At 65.7% G+C, this 4334-nt stretch carries 6 protein-coding genes; 3 read left to right on the top strand and 3 right to left on the bottom strand.

The features are described from left to right. Both KVS69_RS17955 and KVS69_RS17950 read right to left on the bottom strand, forming a co-directional pair. A partial coding sequence (locus tag KVS69_RS17955) for a TetR/AcrR family transcriptional regulator (protein ID WP_217539368.1) occupies positions 1-590 on the bottom strand: 590 nt, incomplete at its 3' end. A gap of 12 nt (positions 591-602) precedes the next feature. Then, complete coding sequence (locus tag KVS69_RS17950; protein ID WP_217539357.1) at positions 603-1202, bottom strand: NAD(P)H-dependent oxidoreductase; 600 nt, start codon at positions 1200-1202, stop codon at positions 603-605. A gap of 235 nt (positions 1203-1437) precedes the next feature. Between KVS69_RS17950 and aroQ the strand changes: the two genes are divergently transcribed. The 3 genes from aroQ to accC all read left to right on the top strand — a co-directional run bounded on the left by aroQ (position 1438) and on the right by accC (position 3817). Next, a complete protein-coding gene (aroQ, locus tag KVS69_RS17945) occupies positions 1438-1881 on the top strand; it encodes a type II 3-dehydroquinate dehydratase (RefSeq protein WP_217539355.1) in 444 nt (147 codons plus the stop codon). A 63-nt stretch (positions 1882-1944) separates the two neighbouring features. Further along, on the top strand, positions 1945-2439 hold the full coding sequence (gene accB, locus KVS69_RS17940; RefSeq protein WP_217539353.1) for an acetyl-CoA carboxylase biotin carboxyl carrier protein: 495 nt from the start codon (positions 1945-1947) through the stop codon (positions 2437-2439). Between the two features lie 10 nt (positions 2440-2449). Further along, a complete protein-coding gene (gene accC, locus KVS69_RS17935) occupies positions 2450-3817 on the top strand; it encodes an acetyl-CoA carboxylase biotin carboxylase subunit (protein WP_068854222.1) in 1368 nt (455 codons plus the stop codon). Positions 3818-3872: 55 nt separating this feature from the next. Here accC and KVS69_RS17930 read toward each other — a convergent pair. Next, the coding region (locus tag KVS69_RS17930; protein WP_217539351.1) for a hypothetical protein at positions 3873-4334 on the bottom strand (462 nt) is incomplete at its 5' end.

Below are 4334 nucleotides of genomic sequence, written 5' to 3'. Positions count from 1 at the left end.
GCGGCCAGCACCACCAGGCTGCGCTGGTCACGCCAGGGCGGGTCAGGCAGGCCCTGCGGGTCCGCCCCGGCGGCGACCGCTTCGGAGAGCGACCCCGCCGCGCCCAGGATCGCCCAGTAGCCCGCGTCTGGTACTTCGCTGCCGGTGGCAAAGCCACCCACCCATTCCGCGCACTTGGCGATGAACTCCTGCTGGTACCGCCGCTTCACCTCCATCAACTCGGGTGACCCCGCGAGGGCAGCGAGGATTCCCTGGATCTCGCTGCCCTGCGACAGCACGCAGTCGATGTAGCCACCGGCAATGGCATGGGCGCGATCCTTCAACCGAGCCTTGGCCTTGCCGATGCGCGCTTCAAACACCGCAGTCTGGCGCTGGTCGTAGTCCTGATAGAGCGCAGCCAGCAGGCCGTTGCGGGTGATGAAGTGGTCATAGGCCACCGGCTTGGTGACACCGGCAGCTTCGGCCAGGCGCCCGAGCGACAGCGCATCGGTTCCCTCTTCGCCCACCAGCGCCCACGCCACATCCAGCAACTGGCGCGCGCGTTGTTCGCGCGGCATGCGGCGACGGGGCGGTTCGTGGCGTGCGGGCATTGGAAGGGTCGGTCAGGCAGCAGCAGACGCGCCAATGGTACGGCCGATGTCCGCCGCGGTGCGCAGGTGCGCTTCTGCGGAACCGCTGTCCGATTCCAGCAGCAGCGTGGACGACTGCACGCGTGCGCCGCAGTAATCAAAGATGCCCATGTCGATCTGCGTCTTCATCGCGGTGCCGTAGCCACGCCGCTCGATCATGGCCGCGTCCGCGCCCCCCAGTCCCACGAGGTGCACCTGCAGGCGCTGCAGCTTCTTGACCACCTTGCCATCCGGACTCTCGGCATAGGCCCAGCCCTGGGTGAACACGCGGTCGATCCAGCCTTTGAGCAGCGCCGGGAATGACCACCAGTACAGTGGATAGACCAGCACCAGCGCGTCCGCCCGATCCATCCGGGCATGTTCGGCGGCCACATCCTCCGGCGGCGCTGCGGTTTGGCGGAACAAGGCGTTGTCGGCCTGGTTGAAGCGGGGGTCGAAGCCCTCCGCAGCAAGGTCGGCGATCTCCACCGTGTTGCCGGTGCTGGCGGCAAGTATAGCGTCGCCGATCCGGCTCGCCACCGCGTGGGTGAGTGAGCCGGGTTCGGGGTGGGCAACTACGATCAGGCTGTGCATGGGGACTGCTCCCAGAGTGACGTTACCTACTAAAGGTAATATCGCTCTCCCGGAACACCAGTGCCATGAACGGAACGCTGAGGCGGCATCTGCGGCGGTCGAGGTGCGACATCGCCCGCGCCCCAAGCGATCTGCCAGAGATTCAAACGACTGCTTGAAACACCCGTAACTTCGCCGAACTGGACACGATCCACCAGTTCCGCCAGACTCCGCCCTTTCTCGTTGCGTGGCACCCATGGCGAAACTGCTGGTCCTGCATGGCCCCAACCTCAACCTGCTCGGTACGCGCGAGCCGGGCGTGTATGGGCACACCACGCTGGCGCAGATCGACCAGGCCCTGCTGGCCCAGGCGCAGGGCGCCGGGCACGCGGTGGAAAGCCTGCAGTCCAACGCCGAGCACGTGCTGGTGGACCGGGTGCAGGCTGCCCGTACCGACGGTACCACCTTCATCCTGATCAATCCGGCTGCGTTCACCCACACCTCGGTCGCCCTGCGCGATGCGCTGGCGGCGGTGGATGTGCCGTTCATCGAAATCCACCTGTCCAACCCGCACGCCCGCGAACCGTTCCGCCAGCACAGCTACTTCAGCGACAAGGCGGTCGGCGTGATCTGCGGATTTGGCGCCGACAGCTACCGCTACGCGATGGACGCGGCGCTGGTGCGGCTGGCCGCCACCTGAAACCTCATTGACCCGAGCGCTCCGCGCTTCCCACCACACTGACATCAAACACCAGAGGCCCCTATGGATCTCCGCAAAATCAAGAAGCTGATCGACCTGTTGGAAGAGTCGAACCTTGCCGAAATCGAAATCAAGGAAGGCGAAGAATCCGTCCGCCTGTCGCGCGCCCCGGTGTCGGGCTACGGCATGGTGCAGGCCCAGCCGCAGATGATGATGGCCCCGGCCCCGGCCCCGACCCAGCCGGCCGCCCAGGCGATGCCGATGCAGTCGCCGACCGAAGCCTCCACCGGCGGTACCGCCAAGCCGGCTGCGGCGCTGCCGGAAGGCCACGTGCTGCGCTCGCCGATGGTCGGCACGTTCTACACCTCGTCCGCACCGGACAAGCCGGCCTTCGTCACCATCGGCCAGCAGGTCAAGGCCGGCGAAACGCTGGCGATCATCGAAGCGATGAAGATGTTCAACCCGATCGAAGCCGATGCTTCCGGCACCATCGTGGCCATCCTGGCTGAAAACGGCCTTCCGGTCGAATTTGACCAGCCGCTGTTCGTGATCGGCTAAGGATCCGTCCATGCTCGACAAAGTCGTTATTGCCAACCGAGGGGAGATCGCGCTGCGCATCCTGCGCGCGTGCCATACCCTGGGCATCCGCACGGTGGCCGTGCATTCCACGGTCGACCGCAACCTCAAGCACGTGGCCATGGCCGACGAGTCGGTCTGCATCGGTCCGGCGCCGTCGCCGCAGAGCTACCTCAACATTCCGGCGCTGATCGCGGCGGCGGAAGTCACCGATGCCCAGGCCATCCACCCGGGTTACGGTTTCCTGTCGGAAAACGCCGACTTCGCCGAGCGCGTGGAAGAATCCGGCTTCATCTTCATCGGCCCCAAGGCCGACACCATCCGCATGATGGGTGACAAGGTCGAAGCGATCCGCGCGATGAAGGCCGCCGGCGTGCCGTGCGTGCCGGGTTCGGGCGGCCCGCTGGGCGAGGACATCGTGGCCAACACCAAGATCGCCCGTGAGATCGGCTATCCGGTCATCATCAAGGCTGCTGGTGGTGGCGGCGGGCGCGGCATGCGCGTGGTGCATGCCGAGGCCTCGCTGAAGACCTCCATTGAAACCACCAAGAGCGAGGCCAAGGCCGCGTTCGGCAATGGTGAGGTCTACATGGAGAAGTTCCTGGAGAATCCGCGCCACGTGGAAATCCAGGTGCTGGCCGATGGCCAGGGCAACGCCATCCACCTCGGTGAGCGCGACTGCTCCATGCAGCGCCGCCACCAGAAGGTGGTGGAAGAAGCGCCGGCACCGGGCATCAGCGCCGAACAGCGCGAAGAGATCGGCAAGGTCTGCACCGAAGCGTGCGTGCGCATCGGTTACCGCGGCGCGGGCACCTTCGAGTTCCTCTACGAAGACGGCCGCTTCTACTTCATCGAAATGAACACCCGCATCCAGGTGGAGCACCCGGTAACCGAAATGGTGACCGGCATCGACCTGGTGGTGGAGCAGCTGAAGATCGCCGCCGGCCACAAGCTCAGCATCAAGCAGAGCGATGTGGTGCTCACCGGCCATGCGATCGAATGCCGCATCAACGCCGAAGATGCCGAAACCTTCGTGCCGAGCCCGGGCCTGATCACCGCGTTCCATCCGCCCGGTGGTCCCGGTGTGCGCGTGGATACGCACATCTATGCCGGCTACCGCGTGCCGTCGAACTACGACTCGATGATCGGCAAGCTGATCGTGCACGGGCCGGATCGGGAAACGGCCATTGCGCGCATGCGCGTGGCGTTGAGCGAAATGGTGGTGGACGGGATCAAGACCAACGTGGCGCTGCAGCAGCGCATCATGCGGGACAAGGGCTTCCAGGCCGGTGGGCAGAACATCCACTACCTGGAAAAGCGCCTGGCTGAGCGCAAGAACAAGTCGATTGCGTTGACCTGATTGTCCTGCGGTGAAGTGATACGGGAAGGCGGGCAATGCCCGCCTTTTCGTTTTTTCAGGTGCCCCGCAGGGGTACCGAATGCAGGGGTTGCGCGCCCAGCTTCCCCATGGCCTGCCGGGTCGGGCTGAGTTCTTCCAGGTGCAGTTCGCCTGGCGATTTGCCGATGACCTTGAACAGGACGTTGTTGCCGATCAGCACCTGCGCTTCGTCCTGCAGCGAAATCAAGCCCGTCGGGTGGGCATGGTGCTGCATCTCCAGGGTCAGCACGGTGGACGCACCCTGCGGTCCGTCCCCGGCCCTGGCCACCGCTGCAACCGCACGGCCACGGTCACCACTGGCCACCAGGAAGCTGTCGCTGTACAGCGTCTGTCCTACCTCCAGCAAGGCAAGTTGCCGCGTGTCCACCGCCAGCGCCGTGTACACGCGCCCGGCGTGCGGCGGGATGCGCGCCAGGCCCCGATTGATCCGCGCCACCACCTGGGGCGCATCGGTGAACATCGGCGGCAGCACCCCGCC

The sequence above is a fragment of the Stenotrophomonas sp. GbtcB23 genome (assembly GCF_019091045.1).
GTDB classification, from domain to species: Bacteria; Pseudomonadota; Gammaproteobacteria; order Xanthomonadales; family Xanthomonadaceae; genus Stenotrophomonas; species Stenotrophomonas rhizophila_A.
This window is presented reverse-complemented; position numbering and strand designations above follow the sequence as displayed.

What these genes read in the sequence shown, in the direction of transcription:
- KVS69_RS17950 (WP_217539357.1), bottom strand. Translation starts at nt 1,202, where the DNA reads ATGCACAGCCTGATCGTAGTTGCCCACCCCGAACCCGGCTCACTCACC.
- aroQ (WP_217539355.1), top strand. Translation starts at nt 1,438, where the DNA reads ATGGCGAAACTGCTGGTCCTGCATGGCCCCAACCTCAACCTGCTCGGT.
- accB (WP_217539353.1), top strand. Translation starts at nt 1,945, where the DNA reads ATGGATCTCCGCAAAATCAAGAAGCTGATCGACCTGTTGGAAGAGTCG.
- accC (WP_068854222.1), top strand. Translation starts at nt 2,450, where the DNA reads ATGCTCGACAAAGTCGTTATTGCCAACCGAGGGGAGATCGCGCTGCGC.